Raw genomic sequence first — 20,190 nt, forward strand, 5'->3', positions numbered from 1 at the left:
TCAATGCAACCGCTCCCAGCAAGGAGCGATGGAGAACTGCGATGTCGACCAAAACCTGTATTCTCACCACGAAAGATCTCACCATCCTCGAGGTCATGCGGGATCGCTGCCTTGGCAGGGATGACCCGCTGGCACCGATCCTGAAGAGGAAAATCGAGAGCGCCCAAGTGGTTTTCCGCGATGACGTTCCCGTTGACGTCGCCACGCTCAGCAGCCGCGTTACCTTCAGGGTTGATGGGCGCGACGCGGATACGCGCATTCTTTCGCACGACCGCATGAACGGGGCAGCCGGCCTGTTCCTGCCTATCACCACGCCGAGAGCGCTGGCCCTCCTTGGACTCACCGAGGGTCAGGACTTCCTTCTGACAGACCGCGAAGGGCGAGAGGAGCGAGTCTTGCTCCAAAAGGTGCAATACCAGCCGGAAGCAGCGAGACGCGAAAGAGAAGCTTTGGCCAGCTTCTCCGCTCCAGCGCAGCGCGAGCCGTCGCTGAAGCTGATCCGTGGCGCCATCTACGACCAGCCCCGGCTGGAGCGTATCGGACCGGACGGTTTCGACGACGATCCCGGGCCCTCCGCAGCGTGACGTCGGCCCGAGGGGCGGGCCCACATGGCCCGTCCCTCGGCTGCCGTTTCGAGCAAGAGAGGGCATCTGGAGCAAACGGGTTTCTCTATCCCAGCCGGAGGCGAAGTGATGAACAAGCCGAATCTGCCCCCCGTCACATTGTCTAAAGGCGACCACAAGCGCCTGCAGATGATCGCGCGTTCACTTGCCGAACAGTGGCATCCGTTGGCTACTGCCCTCCTGCAAGAGCTTGGCCGCGCGGAATTGCGCGAGCCGGATGACATCCCGGAAGGGACGGTGGCCCTCGATCGCCTCGTTACCTACAGGATCGATGGCGCGGATCGTGCTGAACGGCAGTACCTGATTCACCCCGAAGACAGGATGTGGCCGCCTGCGGAGATATCCGTGACCACGCCGCTCGGAATCACGCTGCTGGGGCTGTCTACAGGCCACCGCATGCCCATCATCGGCAGCGCACTTCGAGAGCCGCCTTGGGTGGAGGTGGTCGCGGTTGGTCGTGCGGCAACGAGTGGCCTCGCGCGCCGGCCAGCCCTTGCGCGAGTATCGTCTCGATCGTTGGCGGATTGGTGTCGATAGCTTAAAGAACCCTATAGTGCCGCCCAGTCACAAGGAGAGTGATGGAGCTTTACACGCTACTTGTGATCATAGCCCTGCCATTCGTGGCAGGCTTGGCGTCAATTCTTCTTCCGTCGGATTCGCGCACGCCTGCGACCTGGCTCGCAGGAGCGACGACGGCGGCTTGCCTAGCATCGACCCTTTCGCTTTATCCATCGGTCCGTGGCGGAGGGATCGTAAGGCATCGCCTCGAATGGATTCCTTCGCTTGGTCTCGAGTTTACGCTGAGGATGGATGGTTTCGCCTGGATCTTCGCATCTCTGATCAGCGGCATAGGCTTCCTCGTCGTGCTCTACGCGCGATATTACATCTCGCCGGAGGATCCGGTCCGCAGATTCTATTTTTTCTTCCTGGCCTTCACCGGCTCGATGCTCGGTGTCGTACTTTCCGGCAACCTGATCTTGCTGGTCGTTTTCTGGGAACTCACCAGCATCTTCTCGTTCCTGCTCATTGGCTATTGGCATCATAGTCAGGCGGCCCGCGACGGGGCCCGCATGGCGCTGACGATAACCGCCATCGGCGGCCTGGCGCTGCTGACGGGCATTCTCGTGGTTGGCCACATCGTCGGCAGCTACGACCTCGACGCCGTTCTGGCTGCCGGCGACCGGGTACGTCGCCATGAACTGTATGTTCCGGCCCTCCTGCTGATCCTGCTTGGCACGTTCACCAAGAGCGCGCAGTTCCCTTTCCACTTCTGGCTGCCCAACGCCATGGCCGCGCCGACGCCCATATCGGCGTTCCTTCATTCGGCGACCATGGTCAAGGCGGGAGTGTTCCTCATGGCACGACTATGGCCGGTGCTCTCGGGCACGCCGGAATGGTTCGTGATCGTGGGCCTTGCGGGCATGATCTCGCTCGTGCTCGGGGCCTATCTCGCCATGTTCCAGCAGGACCTCAAGGGACTGCTGGCCTATTCTACGATCAGCCACTTGGGCTTGATCGCGCTGCTCTTGAGCCTTGGCAGTCCGCTCGGCCTGGTCGCTGCGATTTTCCATATGCTCAACCATGCCACCTTCAAGGCATCGTTGTTCATGGCGGCCGGGATTATCGACCACGAGGCTGGGACGCGGGACCTCCGGCGACTCTCTGGCCTGTTCCGCTACATGCCTGTCACGGGCACGCTGGCCATGGTGGCAAGCGCCGCCATGGCGGGCGTCCCACTGCTGAACGGCTTCCTGTCGAAAGAGATGTTCTTCGCGGAAGCGGTCGAGACTCATGCCGACTCCTGGGTAGACACTATCGCGCCGTATGCGGCCGTGCTCGGAAGCGCCTTTGCTGTCACATATTCCATCCGCCTGATCCATTCGATCTTCCTCGGCGCGCCTCCACCGGAGAGCTTTCCGCGCGCGCCGCACGAGCCGCCGTTCTGGATGCGGTTTCCGGTCCTGTTCCTGGTGTTGGCGTGTCTCCTCGTTGGCATCATTCCAGGTTTGACTATTGGGCCTTTCCTCCACACGGCCGTGTCGTCTGTGCTGGGCGACGTGACTCCCGAATATAGTCTCGTGGCCTGGCATGGCTTCACACTGCCGCTGGCAATGAGTGCGGTTGCGCTGACTGCGGGAGCGCTGCTCTATTTGGCGGCCGGGGATTACCTTGAGCGAGCCGAAAAACCCCCACTGTTCGGCCGGTTCGAGGGCCAGCGCATCTTCGAACGGGTAACCGTCGCGATCTCGTGGCGGTGGGCGCGCCTTGTCGAGGATGTCTTCGGCACAAGACGCCTGCAGCCTCAGATGCGCCTGCTCGTGACAGCCGCAATCGCGGCCGGGGCCATCCCGCTCCTGGCGTCAGGTCTGGACTTTGGAACAAGCGGCAACGCAACGGTGGATGTCGCGTTTGCGGGGCTGTGGGCCGTCGGCATGGTGTGCGCGGTCGGTGCCGCGCAGCAGGCAAAGTTCCACCGTCTCGCGGCACTTGCACTACTAGGGGGCACCGGGCTGGTAACCTGCGTGACCTTCGTCTGGCTTTCAGCGCCGGACCTTGCCGCGACGCAGCTCGTTGTCGAGATCGTCACGACTGTACTGATACTGCTCGGCCTGCGGTGGCTGCCGAAACGCTCGAAAGCACTGCTCGATCCAAGCGGCATTCTTGATCGAATGCGCCATTTTCGTGACCTTGCGCTTGCCGTACTTGCCGGCGTGGGGATGACGGCGATCTCCTACGCAATCATGACGCGCACGCCGCCCGACTCGATCGCGGGCTTCTTCGTTGAGAGGGCCTACAGCGAAGGCGGCGGTCGCAACGTCGTCAACGTGATTCTCGTCGACTTTCGCGGTTTCGACACACTGGGAGAGATCACGGTCCTCGGGGTCGTCGCGTTGACTGTCTTCGCGCTGCTGAGACGCTTTCGCCCCGCGCCGGACAGCATAGAACGACCCGAGCAGCAGCGCATCCAGCGATCCTATGACGAGGCGGAAGCAAACAGGGAGGCCGGCGCGACCGCGGCCGAATACCTCTATGTGCCGTCCGTAATCATGCAATGGATGTTCCCGGTCATCATCGTGCTGGCCGCCTATCTTCTCTTGCGCGGCCATGACGCTCCCGGCGGAGGCTTCGTGGCAGGCGTGGCGATGGCGGCCGGCTTCATCCTGCAGTACATGGCGGCGGGAACGGCCTGGGTGGAGGAAAGGCTGCGGATCCTCCCCGTCGTCTGGATAGGCGTCGGCCTTCTCATGGCGGCCGTGACCGGGATCGCCTCAACCCTGTTCGGCGATGCGTATCTCACCTCGTATTTCCGGTACGTGGAGCTGCCGCTTATCGGGAAGGTCCCTTTTGCAAGCGCGACCCTTTTCGACCTCGGCGTGTTCGGCCTCGTGGTCGGGGCCACAGTGCTGATGCTGATCGCTATCGCCCACCAGTCGACCCGCCGCCTGCGCGCGGCCCGGTTGGAAGAGGAGCGTGAGCAGGAGGAACGCCAACAATGGAGCTGACGCTCGCCATTGCCATTGGCGTTCTCACCGGCTCGGGGGTCTGGCTGGTCTTGCGCCCGCGCACCTACCAGCTCGTCATAGGCCTCTCCCTGCTTTCCTATGCGGTAAACCTGTTCATCTTCAGCATGGGCCGACTGCGCGTGGGGGCTGCGCCCTTGCTAGGGGCAGACGGGACAGGGAATCCGTCCAACTACGCAGATCCGGTTCCTCAGGCGCTGGTTCTCACCGCCATTGTGATCGGCTTTGCCACGACCGCGCTCCTTCTTGTGGTCCTGCTTGTCTCCCGCGGTCTGACCAGCAGCGATCACGTCGACGGGCGGGAGTCGCGCTGATGGATTGGACTCAGCACCTGCTCGTAGTGCCGATCCTGCTGCCGCTCGTCACGGGCGCGGCGCTGCTCTTGGTCGATGAGACGCGGCACACGCTGAAGGCAACGGTCAGCCTCGCATCCATGCTGTTGCTCCTCGGGGTGGCCATGAAGCTGATGGGCATGGCAGATGGCGCTCCGGGCGGGAGCGGCGCCTTGTCGTCTTCCTATGCCGTCGCAAACTGGCCAGCACCCTTTGCCATCGTCCTCGTGCTGGACCGATTGTCTGCGTTGATGCTCGCATTGGCGGCCGTTATCGCCCTGGCGTCCTTGGTCTTCTCGCTGTCGCGTTGGCACAGGGCGGGACCGCACTTCCACACTCTATTCCAACTGCTGCTGATGGGGCTCGGAGGTGCTTTCCTGACAGGAGACCTCTTCAACCTCTTTGTCTTCTTCGAAGTCACGCTGGCGGCGTCATACGGTTTGCTTCTTCACGGCTCTGGCGTGTTTCGGGTCCGGTCCGGGTTGCACTATATTTCGATCAACCTGGCGGCGTCGCTTCTCTTCCTCATCGGCGTCAGCCTGATCTATGGGATCACCGGAACGCTGAATATGGCTGACCTGGCAGCACGCTTGCCGGCCATCCCTGCCGAGGATCGAATGCTGCTTCAGGCTGGCGCGGCGGTCCTGGGCATCGCCTTCCTTGTCAAGGCAGCGATGTGGCCGCTCGGATTTTGGCTGCCTTCTGCATACATGGCCGCGGCGGCGCCGATCGCCGCCATATTCGTGGTGCTCACCAAGGTCGGTGTCTACGCGCTGCTTCGTCTCTCGCTGCTGCTCTTCGGGAGCCCTGCTGGCGAACTGACTGGGTTCGGCGGCGCCGCCCTGCTGTGGGGTGGCATAGCGAGTCTGGTCTTTGCGACATCTGGCGTGCTCGCCTCTCAGGCGATGGGCAGGCTTGCCGGTTACAGCGTGCTTATCTCCTCGGGAACCCTGCTGGCGGCCGTCGGCATGGGGGACGCTACGGTGGTCTCGGGAGCCCTGTTTTACCTCGTCAGCTCGACCTTCAGCACCGCGGCGCTTTTCATGTTGATTGAACTCGTGGAGCGCGCACGAGAGCCCGGAGCCGACCTGCTCGCCGTTACCCTTGAAGCCTATGGCGAGGAAGAGGATGAGGCCAAAGAGCACGAGGACGAGGAGGTTGGGGCCGCGATGCCGGGTGCGCTGGCCGTCCTCGGCATCTGCTTCGGATGCATTGCCCTCCTGCTCGCGGGGCTTCCGCCATTGTCGGGTTTCATTGCCAAGTTCGCGATGCTGACGGGCATGCTGAACTTGGATGGGCTGGGGGCTCCGAGCGAAATCCCGGCGCGAACATGGCTGCTGGTCGCGCTGATCATCCTCTCCGGTCTGGCGGTGCTGGTCGCCATGATGCGGACCGGCATACGCACCTTCTGGGCGCCGCTCGAGTCTATCGTCCCGCGTGTCCTGGTGGTGGAGGTGGCGCCAATCCTCGCGCTCCTCGCTCTTTGCCTGGCGATGACAGTAGGGGGAGGTGCGATGATCAGCTATACGGACGCAGCTGCCCGCTCCCTGCACGATCCGGCGAGCTATATCCAAGGGGTGCTGGGCACGGGCATGACTGGAAGCGCCAGATGAACCGCGTGTTGCCCTACCCATTCCTGACCGCAGCCCTGCTGCTGACGTGGGTGCTGCTGACGTCCTTTTCGCCCGGGCAGTTCCTCCTCGGCGCTGTCATCGCGGTTGCTGCCTCGCGCGCGATGGCGGCGCTGCAGCCATCGAAACCGAGACTGAGACGCTGGCAGCTCATCCCGCGACTTGCGGGCATCGTGGCGCTGGACATCCTGCGGTCGAACATCGCGGTAGCCAGCATCATACTCGGGGGCCGCCGCCGTGATCGAGTCGCCGGCTTCGTAGCCATACCGCTCGATCTCCGCGACAAGACGGGATTAGCCGTGCTCTCGTGCATCGTTACCAGCACACCGGGGACCGCATGGATCGAGTACGCCCATGATTCTGGAGTGCTTCTTATCCATGTCCTCGACCTGGTCGACAAAGACGAATGGATCGCTTTGATCAAGAACCGTTACGAAGCATCGCTAATGGATATCTTCGAATGACCGTCGACATTCTGTTGTGGTCCGTCACAGCCGCTCAAATCATGCTCGTCGCCGCGATGGGCTGCTACGCATACCGCGTGGTTCGCGGACCGCGCGCGCAGGACCGGGTGCTCTGCCTGGACGCCATGTATGTGAGCGCCATGCTCCTGGCGCTTACGGTGGGCATTCGCACGGGAAGCCAGGTCTACTTCGAGGCCGCCCTGATCCTCGCAGTGCTCGGCTTCGTTTCGAGCGTCGCGCTCGCCAAGTTTCTCATGCGCGGCGAGGTGATTGAATGACCCATGCCGTGGACCTGCCTGCCTGGGCGGCTGTGTTGACAGCCGTACTCTTACTCCTCGGCGCCGGGCTGACCCTCCTCGGAGCGATCGGTACGCTGCAGTTCGGCAGCTTCTTCGAACGGGTGCACGCGCCTACTCTCGGGACCAGTTGGGGAACATGCGCCATCGTGCTCGCGTCTATCGTCTGCTTCTCGGCGCTGGGTCTGCGTCCGGTCGTACACGAGCTGCTAATCGGGGTGTTCATCACCGCGACCACTCCGGTCACCCTCATGCTGCTAGCACGCGCGGCCCTCTACCGCGACCGAACAGAGGGAGACGCCAACGTACCTCCGCGTTCGCTCCTAAGGTCGCCCGGCGGCAGCCTCTCGCGCGACAGAAGCAGCGACGGCCCCGGTGAATCGCCATCGCGCGATCCGCAGACGCCGGAGGCACGTCCTATGACGCCGACCTGAAGCTGAGTCCGGGTTGTGCTACGCCGGAACTTCGTTGGTTGTCCTGCTTAGGGCCGCGGTTTTCCCTGTTGCCTCTCCGGCCGACCCGTTTTTCCTCTCACGTGTGCTGCATGCACTTTCCCCGGCAGCTACCGGCCCTTTGGCATCCCCGCCGGCAGGCCGTGAGCTCATTTTCACAGGCGCTCCAATGCCCGCGTCCGGTTGCCGACTCGAACCTCCGGCGTTTTAGCGTCTAAAGGCCGCAGGGCTTCCCCCATGGATTGAACTGCTCCCAGGAATTCCCATATCCGGAGCATGATTACTTCAGGCCACAAGAAATACTTGGTCGTTTCGGCGTCCCTCCTGACGCTTTCATAGCCCCGAGCGGCTCGAACGCTTCCGTTCGTCGTCTCGGGGAGATCAGCTTCATTCACAACGACTGACATGCCTGTCGTTCCGAGCCGCGTCCGCGGCGCCGGAAAGCGGCCGGCCATGTATGTCCGTCCACCAGCCGTCACGGATGCCGTGTTGCGGTCATCCGATCATGAAGGAGGGACAAAGTGTCCATAATCAAACATCCATCCAGCACCGCACATCGTATTCCCGCGTCGCGCACGCCAAGAGTGACTGTCGCGCAGCTCCTCCTGAGAGCGGTCCGCCGCTGGCAGAGCAACCGCGCCATCAGCGAACTCAGCCGTCTGGACGACAGGCAGTTGGAGGACATCGGCATCTCGCGGAATGATATCCCGAGGGTGGTGGCAGGCCTTTTTCGGCCGGAAAAGGTTCCGTTGAGGGATCGTCGCGTCGACGCCGGAAGACCGCACGCGGCAAGCGGCCTGGAGCCGCCAGTCGGCCGGATGAACCGGAGCCAATGAATGGACACGACCACCAGGACGATCATTGCGGTCGGTATATTCGTGCTGATGATCATGTCTTTCGCGATGCTCTGATCGCCGTCTGACGCGGCCGCCGCGGTTGAAAAGTAGGGCCTGTTAGACAAGGTAAACCCCACATGTGCATGGAGACGTTCGTCAGGATTTCGAGGCTTGCCGGGGAAGGTCGTACCCTTGCCCGGAGCAGGCTCTCTCACCCTGAATCCCGCACATAATCCTGCTCCGGGACATTCCAAAGCGGTTCATTCCTGCGGCGCCGGCGCGCCGTACCGATGGAGCGTGACATGAGAATTTTCCGTTCAAGACGCATTTGCCTCTCCTGTGGCCGTGCTTTGCCGAGAGCCGCCTCCCGCTGTGCCTGGTGCATCGCTTCGGTGGTCGTGCCTGCGGCGTTCATGGATCAGCCGGAGCCGCATCGTCATCCGTCCGGCCGCCCGGCATGGCGACAGGTGCGGCTGTGAGCCGGATTGGCGCCGGGTGCCCCGGTGTGGCTTTTCGCCCGGACGTGATCCCGATCGTGGCTCCGCGTCCGCAATGGCCGTGGTCCGCCTTTTCGATCCCGAGGCCGCGGCCGAGTCGTAAAGCTTGTTCCGGCGATGGCCACGCGAAGCCAGCTATGAGGTTGAGCGAACTCGTCGGAGGGCAGGATGATGTCCTGCTGGGAATGCAGGCTGACCGGAAAGGCACGGCCCTGAGCGGCATGGCTGCCCGACTATCGGAGAAGGTCGGCAGGAGCCACGGCGCGGTGTTGGCCGCTTTGCTTCGTCGCGAACGGCTCGGGCCGACCGCTGTTGGCAATGGCATCGCCATACCGCATGCCCGCCTTGACGGGATCGCCGCTCCGGCGGCTGTGTTGGCGACGCTGAAGCGGCCAGTTCCATTCGGCGCGCCGAACGACAATTCCGTCGATCTGCTGCTTGCCCTGGTGTGGCCGACAGCGGATACGAATGGATTTGTGCCCGCCTTGCTCGGTGTCTGGCGCCAACTGCGGGGCGCCGAGCTTCCGGATCTGCTCCGGCAATCCCGGACACCTGCCGAGGCGCACGCCTGGATCCAAACCTTCGAAGAAAGACGTGACCGATCCGGCCAACCTCCCGCCAAGCCGAGAGGCACCTGACGCAAAGTCACGGGTTATGACCGGATGTCCGACCAGCACGTGTGGCCGCGTGGCACTCAGGTGCACCTACTGGAGCAACTCGCCCTGCGCGATCTGCCGCGTCGAGGACGTGCGCCTCTGCTTGCGAGTTCCGGTTTGCAAGGCGGGCATGCGGCGGCAGTGGTAGCTGTCGATCGATCTTGCGCTCCCCGCCAAAGCGTTGGCCTTGCCATTTCACAGGCGTTGCAGCCACGCGGGACTGGGGCTACCAGTCGCAGTCGACTTCGTCTTCCCGGGCGTGGTCGATCTGCGACTCCGTCCTTGCGACCCTGGACCACCTTCCGGTCGCCCGTTCAAAAGGCACAGTCGCCGACGAACGCGACCCATTGCGGTTGCAAAATCAATACGGTCACCAAAGTGTCGCGCCCGGCCCTGTTGTTCTCAGGTCCGCAGATCCGAAAATGGGCTGAAAGGTGGAAGATATCTCCTGTCGTGCCGCTTGCACGCGGCTGGCCGTATCGAGGGCACAAAGCCTTTAGCTTCAGCGTCAAGTGCAAGGTCGACGGCATCGAGGGAGTTGATGGTCAACCCATTCTTTACGATCGGACATTCGAATCTGAGCTTCTCCGCGTTCCTAGGCATCCTTCGCGCGGCTGAAATCGGGATCGTGGCGGGCGTGCGTAGGCTCCCAGGCTCGCGAACCAACCCCCAGTTCGCCTATGAACACGTCCCGCTTCTCGGCGGCCGTCGAGGGAAGGCGAACTCCGCGCCGCCCGAGCTGAACGGGATGGCGGAACCGCAGCTTCCACAACTATGCTGACTACGCCCTGTCCCCGGAGTTCCGGCAAGGGCTCGCCATCCTCATCGAGTTGGGCAGAGCCCTGAGGTGCGCCATGATGTGCTCAGAGGCGGTGTGGTGGCGATGCCATCGACGCATCGTTGCCGACCACCTTCTCGCTCGCGAAGAGGACGTTTTCCATTTGATGCCGAGTCGAAAGGGCAGTTCTCAGCGTCAGGGCGCTTGTCCGTGAAGACGCGTCGGTGGTCTATCCCGCCGACTCCTCTAATGCCGCGGAGATTGAACGCCCTTTTTAGCGGAAGGGACCGGTATGGTGCAGATAAATTGCACTCAAACCGCAATAACATTCGTTGGACGTATGCGGCGCTCACCCCATTTCAATGGGATGAACAATCGCACATCGGTGGCAAAAATGTCCCGCAAGGGCAGCTCACTTTCGCGATCATGCTTCAAGCTTTCGCCTGCGCCGGGCGGTCGCTTTGCCTCACTGTCGCGACAAAGCTCCCTCGCACGGCCGGGGACGAGAATAGAGGATCAACGGGCATGCTGAACCAGAAGCCGAGCCTTGCGGCGGTAACGGAGGCGACAAGCGGGCCGCTTTTGCTTCGTGATGTCTGCAAGTTCACGGCCATGGCCGCCTTGCTTGCCATTTTCGTGGACGCTGTAATCGCGCACGCGATGCTCTGGGGGAACGACCCTTACTGGACCTACTGGGTCACGGACACGCTTCTGATGACCGCGGTTTTCGCCTTGGGCACTGCTTGGATCGGGGTCGGACTCGCCCGTGGACTCTTGATCACTGCGATACACGTGCTGCTGCTCACCACCTACTACTGGTCTCTTTCGCCGATCGGGCTTCCGTCGCAGCCCGAGTGGCTCGACCTCGAACACACTTGGGTGACCGGTCTCCCGGTCCACTTTGCGGTTTACTATCTCGGCTATGTCCTAGCCTTATGGATTTGGCGCCATCGACAGGCAAGAGGCACTGAGCCGGATTACTCGACGGCGCGCCAGGCAGCTGCCGGGGTGGGGGTGGCTGTCGCAGTCGTGATCGGAACCGGCCTGCTGCAGGCGCTCGTGCTCGCAGATTTCCCTGGGGTCACCTGGTTCGTCATGCGCATCGCCGTTGCGAGCGCCTTCACAATTGGCTGGTGGTCCGTCGCCGGAAGAGACAGGAATGCCGCAGTGGTAGGCGGCATTATGCTGGGGTTCCTGCTGGTCGCCTACGGGCACTTCCTTGGTCCCGTGGGATTGCCTAATTCCGAGTTCCGCCTCCTTACGGCCGACCCGCCGCCCGCAGAGGTCCATTGGCTCTCTTATCGACAGGAGTTCCTGGTTATTCTTCCGATGACGATCCTCCTTGCGATCGTTGGCTATCTCCTTGCTGCGTGGTCGCAAAGCGCAAGCGTGCGTTGGGGCCCCGCGAGCGTCGCCGCGTTCACCGCTTCTACCTTGGCTCTCGCGGTGCTCGGCGGCGGGGTTGCGCTGTATACAGGACCGGAAGCAAAGACTGCCCTCGTTATCGCGGACGGTTCTGTGAGCATCGGAGAAGCGCCCGCGGACGGAGTCGGCATGGCATCCGGCAGCGCGACGCTGCGGATGCGGGTAGCAGACAGGAATCCGCAAAGGACGCCGCTGCCGCCGCATGATCTTGTGGACATCAAGGCATCGGTGTCGGCTCCGGATGGGACAGCATACACGATCCGAGCAACCGAGCCGATGGTAGCCGAGCCGCGCGGACTTTTTACCACTTGGTATGGAGTCGGCTTCGACGTCTGGCATCACGGTAGAAGTGGAATCGGCTACGCCGGGCTTCCAGCGACGAAGTCAAACGTTGCGGTGTACGCGCTTGGGACAGTGGGAATAGGAGAGCAGGTCCTTGCTACCGGAGTGCCCATCCATGTGATGACCTCCTCCCGGGAGGGCGAGCACCTGGAGCTTCATGTCGGACAGACTGGGTTCCCGGTGCCGGGGATTCCAGGTGGCTACTTGCGCGTGACTTGGCCTGAATACCAAGGCGGCTATGATCAGGCACTGTCGTATGCCCGCTATGCTTGGGGTGGCGGGGTGCTGGTCATCCTCCTGGGCTTCGCGATATCTGCGGCCCGCCGCGAACAAAGCCATGCATCAATAACGGAAGCCTGACAGATGACGACCTGTGGACACCGCACACCCGCCGAAGTCTTCGAGGACCACCTGAGACTCAGGCTGGAAGGCAAGCTTGAGGAAGATCTTCGCCGGAACTACTCGGAAGAGGTGCTTCTCCTGACGGTCAACTCCAATGCGAGGGGACATGACGCCATACGGATGTCGGCGGAGCGCTTGGGGCATCAATTGCCCGAAGCGCGGTTCCAGGTCGCCGCCAAGCAGGTAACCGGCCAATATGCGCTGTTGGTCTGGTCCGCGAAGTCGGCGCGCTTCGATGCGGTCGAGGGTGCCGACAGCTTCGTGATCGAGGATGGCAAGATTGTCTTTCAGTCAATCCACTACGGTCTTACGTGGAGAGGCGGAGAGCTTGACGCCGGTGTGACAAAAGGATCGCCGACACCTTAACGAGGCGGCGCGGGCTATAGGCGCGAAACCGTGCTGCCAACCTGATCGGCGAAGCAGCAGTTTCACCCAATTCGCTCCGGCTGAACTCAGAGTCTGCACTCGGGGAAGGAGACGGTTTCGCCCGGGCGCTTTGAACATAAGGGGCCGGGTCCTCTACGGCACTCTGTCGCTTGCGACTATGCCGCCCTCGCTTTCCAGCCGTGCGATTCGTCTTCCTTCCGACTGGGTGAATTTCAGACGCACGCCAATGCCGCCACCGTTCTCTTCGATAAATACCGCGCCGAGCAACTCAAGCGCCGTTTGAAGGGCTGCTATTGAATCCGGATCCGGCTCTTCGAGCTTGCGCTCGAAAGCCTCGATAACAGCTTCGTCGACGCCGGAGCGGATGCTTAACTTGCCTCGTGTTACTTCGACGAGTGCTCGTCCCGCGCGGCATTGCGAACCGGTGATCATGTTATTCTCCGTCTTCAGCGCATACGGTTCGGTGGAGCATACCGGTATAGCAACATCAATGCAGGCGTGTCGACGAAGCTTACGAACCGAAGATCGAGGTCCCTGAGATACGCCGCGAGAGGAAACGGCCAGGGCCATGCCAGTGGCGCACTGCAAACGCGCTCCAGCTTTGGTGCAGGTTTCTTGCTGCAAGGCTGCAACATCTTTCGTTTGAAAGGTTCGGTCGCCTCCGTCAAAGTGCGCTGTGATGAACGATCGCAACAGTTCAGTTTGAGCGGACTGCGTCGGCTCAATGACAGGAGGCCAAGTCGGCCGACACGAGCGACAATCAGTCATCGACCGCGACCGCATGGCTGCGCGGGCCGGGAAATCATGCCGAGCGGGTTAGTGCCGGTGCAATCCAACACTTTGCGCCTGACGCGATCGGTCCTGGCTCGAACCAAGCGGGGCAACATGCCGAGAAACCAAACTCTGCCCATCGTACTGATCACCGGGTCCAGCGGCTTTCTGGGTCAAGCGATCACCGATGGCTTGAAGGGCCGATACCGCGTCATCGGCTTCGACCTGCCCAATGCGAGGCAAACGGCGAACGGGACAGAAACGGTCCCTGTCGATCTCACCTCGGACGAAAGCGTCACGAAGGCGGTCGAAGAGGTGCGCGAACGCGGCAACGGGCGCATCGCCTCCGTCATCCATCTCGCTGCCTATTACGACACGACGGGTCAAGACAATCCGAAATATGACGCCGTCACGGTGCAGGGAACGCGTAGGCTGCTTTCTGCCCTCAAGACGCTGGAAACCGAGCAGTTCGTCTTCTCCAGCACCCTGCTCGTCCACGCTCCGAGTCCGGAAAAGGGAGTCAGGATCAATGAGGATTCGCCGCTCGATCCGCCCTGGGCCTACCCAAAATCGAAGGTGGAAACCGAAGCTCTGATCGGCCGGGAGCGCGGCAACATAAAGACCGTCATCCTCAGGCTCGCCGGCGTCTATGACGAGGATTGCCGCGCGGCCTTCATCGCGCAGCAGATCGCGCGCATCTTTGAACGACGGCCGACTGCCTACCTCTTCACTGGCGATCTCGAAAGCGGCCAACCCTACCTCCACAGGGACGATCTCGTCGACGCAGTGGTGCGAACGGTAGACCGCCGCGCGGAACTTCCCGACGAGACTGTGCTCTTGGTCGGCGAAGAAGAGACCCTTTCCTATCAGGAGATGCAGAAGCGCATTGGACGGCTCGTTCACGACGAGGAATGGCGAACGCTGTCGCTGCCTAAGACTTTGACCAAAGCGGGATCATGGTTCCAGACCGAGGTGCTGGACCAGGACACCGACATCCAGCCGTGGATGATCGAGAACTCCGACGACCATTACGAGATTGATGCCTCGCGCGCTCGGCGGCTGCTCGGTTGGCGACCGCGTCACAGTCTCGGGGGAACGCTGCCGGAGATGATACGCCGGCTTAAGGCAGACCCGACCGACTGGTACGAGAAGAACAAGCTGCATCCGGCCGCGGTGGCGGCATCTGGGCCGGAGCTCGCGCAGGCAAGGCGGCGGATAGCAGGACCGCTGGAGCGCAACGAGGCGGAGGTGGACGCAGGCCTGGAGCAACACCACCAATGGACGCTCTGGGCACCATTGACGAGCGCCATGCTCGGCCTGTGGCTGATTTCGTCGCCGATGATCCTTGGACTGTTCGATCCCGTGAGCGTCGCGCCGCCGCCGGCACTCGGACACGAGCTCGACGAGGCCACCATTCGCAATATGCGCCTCGGGGTGAGCGAGATCGTATCGGGTCTACTGGTTGCCGTTTTCGCACTGCTGGGCATGTATCGCCACTGGAACTGGATGCAGTGGGTCACCGCTGCCGTCGGCGTGTGGATCATGCTCGCGCCGCTCGTCTTCTGGACCAGCAGCGCTGCCGCTTACAGCACCGACACGCTGATCGGCATGCTGATCGTCGCCTTCGCGGTGATGATCCCGCCGACGCCCGGCATCAGCCGGCGCGCGCTGGCCGCTGACGATGACAGGCCGATGGGCTGGAGCTATTCGCCGTCATCTTTCACGCAGCGCATACCCATCGTGGCGCTCGCTTTCGTCGGTCTGTTCGTCTCGCGCTATCTCGCAGCCTACCAGATGGGCCACATCGACGGGCTCTGGGATCCGTTTTTCGGACCGGGCGGCGCGCCGGTCGCAAACGGCAGCGAGGCGGTGGTCACCTCATGGGTCTCGAAGGGCTTTCCCATCGCCGATGCCGGCTTCGGCGCCTTCGCCTATGCTCTGGACATCCTGGCTGGCGCCATTGGCGACCGCCGGCGCTGGCGCACAATGCCGTGGATGGTGTTCCTGTTCGGGCTGCTGATCATCCCACTCGGCGTGACCAGCGTCTTCTTCATCATCATCCAGCCGCCTCTGATCGGCGCGCTTTGCACGCTTTGCATCGTCCAGGCGGCGGTCACCGTAGTGCTTATTCCCTATTCGATCGATGAGGTGCTGGCGACTGTCCAGTATCTGTGGCGCGCCAGGAAGGCGGGCGAGCCGTTCTGGCGCACCTTCTGGAAAGGCGGGCCGGCGCTGTCGGAGAACCAGACCCCGGCTCCGGATCTCGACCGCCCGGTGGCAGGCCTGCTGCGCGACTTCCTCATCGGCGGCGTCAACTACCCGTGGACGCTAGCGGCAAGCGTGGCGCTCGGCATCTTGCTCTTGGCGACGCCGCTCGTCTTTGGCACCGAGCCGCCGCTCTATTTTAGCGATCACGTCCTTGGCTGCCTCATCATCATGGTCGCAGTGACAGCCATGGCCGAGGTGGCGCGGCCCGTGCGCTTCCTCAATGTGCCATTTGGTCTCGCCGTCTCGGCATCACCGTTTGTATTTGAGGGCGGCACACTGATTGGGACGGCGGCAGCAGTGATCATTGGCGTGGCGCTGATCGTTCTGAGCTTGCCCCGGGGGACCCGCAGCGAAGAGCACTACGGCGGCTGGGATCGAGCAATCGTCTGACCTGAAAATGGCTGAGGAGAACCGGCTGTGCGTGGCTGGAGAATACCGAGATGGGGCTGGAAAGTCAGTGCGAACTAACCGTTCGGTGCATCCGTGGGTCGACCGACGGCCCTCGCGACAACGGCCAGCTTACGAGATGACTGGGAAAAGCAGGTCGACAGTCGTGCCCGCTTCCGGTTCACTGGAGATCGCTATCGTGCCGCCGACCATTTCCATGAACGCGCGCACCTGCGGAAGCCCGAACCCGGTCCCGCGATCACCTTTCGTACTAAAGAATGGATCGAACACTTCGCGGATGATGTCGGCGGGCATTCCACAGCCTTCATCTCTGACCCTGACGCGAACGTGGCTCGAGGTGAGTTTGATTCCAGGTGTGTTGGAGCCAGAAACCTGCCTGGTGCTGATGTCGATCCTGCCTCCGTTCGGCATAGCGTCTCTGGCGTTGGTGACAAGATTTAGAATGGCCGCGTCGAAGAAGGCGGGATCCAACAGGCAGCTCGGCAGGTCGGGAGTTAGATCCAGGACAAGACGAACGTCCGACCCGGCGCCGTATCTGAGAAAAGGCTCAAACATGTATAAATATTCGTTCACGTTGCCGACATGGGGGGCGAGGCTCTGATGCCTGGCAAATGCGAGAAGCTGAGAGGTCAGCGCAATCCCTCCGTCGATCGCGATCTTCGTCTCCGCGAGGTATGCACGCAGTTTGGTGGGATCGTCCCAGTTGTTTTCAGCCAGCCTGACGCCTGACCCGATTGCTGTCAGCAAGTTCCGGAAATCGTGGGCTATTCCTCCGGTGAGTTCGCCAAGCGCTGCCAGCCTGCGTGTCGCAGTTGCCCGCTGCTCCGCCGCAGTGGCGGAAGGTAGCGGAGTCTGAGGCTGGACTGACGTTTCCTGGGTCACCTTGTTGCCAATTTGCGGCTTGGGAAAATCGGACGCCGTTGCCGCCTTCGTCACGACGGCCCAGAGCCAATCCGCCACAATTCCTGGTTCCTTTTAGCATGACAAAACGCAGGATGTCGTCTTACTACCTGCGCCCATCACACGGCAAAGGTCGGAAAGCTCAAGATCATACGATGATCCTCGACTTTCTGAACTCCCGGAATGTTTTCGCATAGGACCCGGAGGGCGTCGCGTTCGGCGTCGGACTCTAGGGTGCCCCAGAAGGAAACCACGCCGTTCTTGACCGTAAAATTGGGCGTGCTGGCGCTCGGCCACGCCTCATCGCGCAAAGCCAACTGAAACTGCTGACGGATAGTTTCGTCGTCTGCCTTGCAGGCGCTTCGTGGAAGGTTCGCCGTTGCAGCTAAGGCGCGAACTATGTTGGCGCGACTGACTATCCCCACGACCTTCCCGCCGCGTATCACGGGCACCCGCCTTATTTTTCGCTGCGCCAACAGGTCGGCGATGTCCGCGATCGGCGTAGATTCTTCGACGGTTACGACGTTCTTGGTCATAACGTCCACGACCCGGGTTGAATGCTCGCGGGTGTACTCGGCAGCAAGCACCGCCTTGTTCTTGAAAATCCTGGACCACCATGACACCGGGCGCGCGGCCGTGCCGATTTCGGCTCGATGGAGGAGGTCTCCTTCCGTCACGATGCCCACCAGAACATCGTCGTCCAGGACAGGCACTCCGCTTACGCCTTGGGTGACGAGGAGTTCGGCGACAGTCCGAATAGTGGTGTCGGACGCCACAGTGATGACGTCGGCGGTCATTACATCTTTGGCCATCAGCATTTTGCCTGCTCCTTCGATCCCCACGCCTGGACTTCGATCCCAGAGGGCTGCCGCGGCGTTCGATGACATGGTGCGATAATGCGTAACCGCTCGCCTCAGTTCTCTGGCGTGGAAAGCCCACGCCTCGAGTTCATCCGAGCGTGAGGCCAGGCGTCCGGACGTTCGAGCCTTGCTGAAGAACCATGGCTCCGGAAGGCCGCCGGCTTGCGGACCTATAACAAGAGCTGTCACGAAAGGCCTGGCGGCGATCGTGTCCTCATCCATCAGCCTTTCAAGTGAGGCCCTGACAAGGGTTTCGTCGGCGTCTGCGACGGTTCCAACCGACCGGAGCAACTGCATGTAGGTGGTGGGTATTCCTCGGCACGCGTGCCTGATTAGTTCCTGCTGCAGCCGAATGCTCATGAGCCGTTCCTCCCGCTGCCCCATCGGTCTGCCGAACCTCATAGAGCTTTGCGCAACCGAAATCGGGAGTTCGGATTTGCAAGAAGTGTTAAGCAGCATGCAAGCGCCCTTTCCAGCAGCACGCGCCACCGGGCCTGAGTTCTGGGACTGCAATCGATGCCCCGAGTGTTTACCGGAAAGGATTCCAGGTCCAACGAATCTTATTGCCGCGTGAGTGCAGGTTCGTTGCTCGGTCCCGCCATAGAGCCTCGCCAGCGCGAAGGGGATTCAACCATTGGCTTGCATGAGATCGCCTGGCCTTTGTGCCGAACGGTTGGCAAACAATAGGGTCAATGCGGTCGCGTTCGCCGATCTGCCGGATACGTGAAGGCATTTCGCCGATCTGCCGGAAAACGTGAAGGCATAATGGGCCTAATTGGCGCTGCCGTGTGAAATGGAGTGCAGTCCAGCCAGGGCCGGCCCCACTACGGTTTCATCCGAATTGGCGGAGTGCACCGCGTAGACCGGATAGGAGAATTGCGGCATCTCGGGCACGAGGTGAAGCCGGCCTTCCGCGATATGAGGCTGGACTGCACTCAACCTGACATAGCCGGAGCCTCCGGCCGAGAGAAGATAGCTGAGCGCGAGTGGACCGAGATCGAAAGAGAGATCCGGTGCGACATCGGGGAAATTCATGTCGTGGTGAAGCACAAAGTCGGGTCCCCAATCCATATACACGTAGTCAGCGCCACCGAGGAGGCGCGCTTCGGGATCGGTGGTCACGAGCACGAGCTTTTCTTCCGTGAGCAGGTCAATTTTCAGACCCGGGCGATGCTGGGGCGCGTACATGATCGCGACGTCGACCATCCCAGATGCAACTTGATTGATCAAATCCTGCGGCACATCGACGTGCACTCGAAGCGCGATGTCCGGTAGCGACCGGCGCATCCATCGGACCCAGTCGAGGAGGAGCGGTTGCCAAAGGCTGACCTCGCTACCGACTGTCAGAACGGCGCGCCGGCCCGGCGGCACGGCAACCTGGTGAAGCGTACGCTGCCATAGCTGGACGAACATCGGCGCGTGACGCAGGAATTGCTCGCCTGCCGGAGTGAGCGAAGCTCCGCCCTTATGTCGAATGAAAAGCGCACGTCCCAGCTGTTGCTCGAGGCTGCGGATTCGGGCGCTCACGGTGGTCTGAGCGACATTCAGCCGCTCCGAAGCCCGGATGAAGCTTCCGGTCGAAACGATCTCGATGAAAGTTCGCGCGAGTTCGATGTCCATCCGACATAGCATAAAACTTGCATTCAAATGTCAATCAACTTTGTTTGTCAGATAGGTGGCCTGCGCGGTACGCTTCGGCGGACTACAGGCGAGCCTGGTGCCTGAATACCGAGCGGCGAATGCCGGAGCGGAGTGCTCCGAATTGCCAGAGATGTGGATGATGACGGGTTCTGAGCGCGGCACGCGAGCTGGTGTCAGGCATGTAGTGGGCATTCGGCCGCCCGGGAAGGGTTGGAGATGACGCACCGACTATCTGAAGAACGCACACGGACGGGTTTATTGGCGCGTCAGCAGAATCTCCCTGAGCACGACGGCATCGTTGTGCGTCTCGTCATGGGCTGCGTAGACAAGGGTGAGAGGACCTTTTCGCGCCAGGTCGCGCAGTCGGTTGAACTCTTCGCGATGTTCGCGGATCTCCTCCGAATAGCGTCGGCGGAATTCTTCCCAGCGGGCGGGATCGTGTGCGAACCATTTTCGCAACTCTGTGCTCGGCGCGAGTTCTTTTGCCCAATGATCGATTGCAGCATCGGTCTTCTTGAGACCGCGGGGCCAAAGCCGATCAACAAGCACCCGCGTGCCGTCGTCGGCCGCCGGACTCTCATAAGCCCGTTTCGTTTTCACTCGTTGCTCGGAGATCTTTTCGGCCATCGATTCCGCTCCGGCTCTGCACTGACGTCAACGGACATAGGGCGCCGCCATGACTGCGACACCTCATCGTTTT

At 61.8% G+C, this 20,190-nt stretch carries 19 protein-coding genes; 14 read left to right on the forward strand and 5 right to left on the reverse strand.

Annotated elements, in window-relative coordinates; translation table 11 throughout:
- The first annotated feature begins 41 nt into the window (after positions 1–41).
- The 13 genes from AC0L18_RS14915 to AC0L18_RS14975 all read left to right on the forward strand — a co-directional run bounded on the left by AC0L18_RS14915 (position 42) and on the right by AC0L18_RS14975 (position 12,621).
- Positions 42–584 (forward strand): GreA/GreB family elongation factor, encoded by a 543-nt coding sequence (locus AC0L18_RS14915; RefSeq protein ID WP_473493011.1) that lies wholly within the window; start codon positions 42–44, stop codon positions 582–584.
- Positions 585–692: 108 nt separating this feature from the next.
- Entirely contained in the window at positions 693–1,160 is a 468-nt protein-coding gene (locus tag AC0L18_RS14920) for a GreA/GreB family elongation factor (protein ID WP_473493013.1), read from the forward strand.
- Positions 1,161–1,201: 41 nt separating this feature from the next.
- A complete protein-coding gene (locus tag AC0L18_RS14925) occupies positions 1,202–4,126 on the forward strand; it encodes a monovalent cation/H+ antiporter subunit A (protein WP_473493015.1) in 2,925 nt (974 codons plus the stop codon).
- Positions 4,117–4,458, forward strand: coding sequence for a Na+/H+ antiporter subunit C (locus AC0L18_RS14930; RefSeq protein WP_473493017.1), 342 nt, complete (start codon positions 4,117–4,119; stop codon positions 4,456–4,458). The genes AC0L18_RS14925 and AC0L18_RS14930 overlap by 10 nt, the downstream gene beginning before the upstream one ends.
- Positions 4,458–6,089, forward strand: coding sequence for a monovalent cation/H+ antiporter subunit D (locus AC0L18_RS14935; protein WP_473493018.1), 1,632 nt, complete (start codon positions 4,458–4,460; stop codon positions 6,087–6,089). Before AC0L18_RS14930 ends, AC0L18_RS14935 begins: the two co-directional genes overlap by 1 nt.
- Entirely contained in the window at positions 6,086–6,571 is a 486-nt protein-coding gene (locus AC0L18_RS14940; protein WP_473493020.1) for a Na+/H+ antiporter subunit E, read from the forward strand. The genes AC0L18_RS14935 and AC0L18_RS14940 overlap by 4 nt, the downstream gene beginning before the upstream one ends.
- The gene (locus AC0L18_RS14945; protein ID WP_473493022.1) at positions 6,568–6,849 is read left to right on the forward strand and encodes a K+/H+ antiporter subunit F; all 282 of its coding nucleotides are present in this window, start codon (positions 6,568–6,570) and stop codon (positions 6,847–6,849) included. Before AC0L18_RS14940 ends, AC0L18_RS14945 begins: the two co-directional genes overlap by 4 nt.
- Positions 6,846–7,301, forward strand: a complete 456-nt coding sequence (gene mnhG / locus AC0L18_RS14950; RefSeq protein WP_473493024.1) for a monovalent cation/H(+) antiporter subunit G — start codon at positions 6,846–6,848, stop codon at positions 7,299–7,301. Before AC0L18_RS14945 ends, mnhG begins: the two co-directional genes overlap by 4 nt.
- A 602-nt stretch (positions 7,302–7,903) precedes the next feature.
- Positions 7,904–8,155, forward strand: a complete 252-nt coding sequence (locus AC0L18_RS14955) for a DUF1127 domain-containing protein (RefSeq protein ID WP_473493155.1) — start codon at positions 7,904–7,906, stop codon at positions 8,153–8,155.
- A gap of 718 nt (positions 8,156–8,873) precedes the next feature.
- The gene (locus AC0L18_RS14960) at positions 8,874–9,290 is read left to right on the forward strand and encodes a PTS sugar transporter subunit IIA (protein WP_473493156.1); all 417 of its coding nucleotides are present in this window, start codon (positions 8,874–8,876) and stop codon (positions 9,288–9,290) included.
- Between the two features lie 806 nt (positions 9,291–10,096).
- Complete coding sequence (locus AC0L18_RS14965; protein WP_473493157.1) at positions 10,097–10,300, forward strand: DUF488 family protein; 204 nt, start codon at positions 10,097–10,099, stop codon at positions 10,298–10,300.
- 311 nt (positions 10,301–10,611) lie between these two features.
- On the forward strand, positions 10,612–12,213 hold the full coding sequence (locus AC0L18_RS14970) for a hypothetical protein (RefSeq protein ID WP_473493026.1): 1,602 nt from the start codon (positions 10,612–10,614) through the stop codon (positions 12,211–12,213).
- Between the two features lie 3 nt (positions 12,214–12,216).
- A complete protein-coding gene (locus AC0L18_RS14975) occupies positions 12,217–12,621 on the forward strand; it encodes a nuclear transport factor 2 family protein (RefSeq protein ID WP_473493028.1) in 405 nt (134 codons plus the stop codon).
- A 153-nt stretch (positions 12,622–12,774) separates the two neighbouring features.
- On the opposite strand, the gene AC0L18_RS14980 is transcribed toward AC0L18_RS14975, so the two are convergent.
- Positions 12,775–13,074, reverse strand: a complete 300-nt coding sequence (locus AC0L18_RS14980; protein ID WP_473493030.1) for an XRE family transcriptional regulator — start codon at positions 13,072–13,074, stop codon at positions 12,775–12,777.
- Between the two features lie 453 nt (positions 13,075–13,527).
- Between AC0L18_RS14980 and AC0L18_RS14985 the strand changes: the two genes are divergently transcribed.
- Complete coding sequence (locus tag AC0L18_RS14985; RefSeq protein ID WP_473493031.1) at positions 13,528–16,071, forward strand: NAD-dependent epimerase/dehydratase family protein; 2,544 nt, start codon at positions 13,528–13,530, stop codon at positions 16,069–16,071.
- Positions 16,072–16,200: 129 nt separating this feature from the next.
- Here the strand turns inward: AC0L18_RS14985 and AC0L18_RS14990 are convergent, their stop codons facing one another.
- The 4 genes from AC0L18_RS14990 to AC0L18_RS15005 all read right to left on the reverse strand — a co-directional run bounded on the left by AC0L18_RS14990 (position 16,201) and on the right by AC0L18_RS15005 (position 20,117).
- On the reverse strand, positions 16,201–17,049 hold the full coding sequence (locus tag AC0L18_RS14990; protein WP_473493032.1) for a two-component system sensor histidine kinase NtrB: 849 nt from the start codon (positions 17,047–17,049) through the stop codon (positions 16,201–16,203).
- A gap of 59 nt (positions 17,050–17,108) precedes the next feature.
- Entirely contained in the window at positions 17,109–18,209 is a 1,101-nt protein-coding gene (locus AC0L18_RS14995; protein WP_473493033.1) for a CBS domain-containing protein, read from the reverse strand.
- A gap of 411 nt (positions 18,210–18,620) precedes the next feature.
- Positions 18,621–19,469: a LysR family transcriptional regulator gene (locus tag AC0L18_RS15000; RefSeq protein WP_473493034.1), complete on the reverse strand. Its 849-nt coding sequence runs from the start codon at positions 19,467–19,469 to the stop codon at positions 18,621–18,623.
- Between the two features lie 276 nt (positions 19,470–19,745).
- Positions 19,746–20,117 (reverse strand): DUF488 domain-containing protein, encoded by a 372-nt coding sequence (locus AC0L18_RS15005; RefSeq protein WP_473493036.1) that lies wholly within the window; start codon positions 20,115–20,117, stop codon positions 19,746–19,748.
- Positions 20,118–20,190 lie beyond the last annotated feature (73 nt).

Source organism: Mesorhizobium sp. WSM4819 (assembly GCF_055811215.1).